Annotated in this window: 1 protein-coding gene; it reads left to right on the top strand. The window is 58.6% G+C overall.

The genetic code is table 11. The annotated features are described in order from the left end of the window. Positions 1-124: 124 nt before the first annotated feature. The coding region (locus M0534_RS13665) for an IS1595 family transposase (RefSeq protein WP_248569001.1) at positions 125-722 on the top strand (598 nt) is incomplete at its 3' end.

Raw genomic sequence — 722 nt, 5'->3', positions numbered from 1 at the left:
TCTGAGATGCAGTAAGTACGGGGCCTGGCGGCTAAGCGATGGCCGAGTCAAGTGTCCACATTGTGGAGCCATCGCGAAGGCACGCAAAATCTGGGATCTCAGCCGGCTGTCCGAAGCCAGCAAGATGAAGCTCCTGGAATGCTTTGTCTTCGGTGTCCCGGTCTATCGGCTGCGTTTTCGAGTCCAGGTCAGCGCACCGGCGGCGGAGCGTTTCTACCGCCTCATTCGATCGGCCTGCGCCCATGTCGAGGAGCTCCGTGCGCCGATGTTCGGAGAGCTTGAGCTTGATGAGACGATGTTCGGTGGTCACCGGGCTGGAAAACGCGGCTGGGGCGCAGCCGGCAAAGTGATCGTGTTTGGCATCTTGAAGCGCAACGGTGTCGTGAAGGTGACGCCGGTCCATAGCCGTAAGCAGCGGGTCTTGATGGAGAAAGTCGCAGCGCACTCGACGCCGGGGAGCCTCTACTACACGGACGAGTGGCAGGCCTACACGTCGTTGGCACTTCGCGGGCAGCATATCGTCATCCGTAAGGAAAAAGGGCGTCCGAAAGGCCGCCACCACATCAACGGAATCGAGGGCTTCTGGAGCTATGCAAAACATTGGCTCTACCCTTATCGAGGCGTCCCGAAGGCCTACTTTCATCTCTACCTTGCCGAAGTGGCATTCCGGTTCAACCACCGAGAGGTAGACTTGGTACCCATACTCAGAAAGCTCATGACGT

Source organism: Methylonatrum kenyense (assembly GCF_023195885.1).
GTDB lineage: Bacteria > Pseudomonadota > Gammaproteobacteria > Nitrococcales > Aquisalimonadaceae > Methylonatrum > Methylonatrum kenyense.
This window is presented reverse-complemented; position numbering and strand designations above follow the sequence as displayed.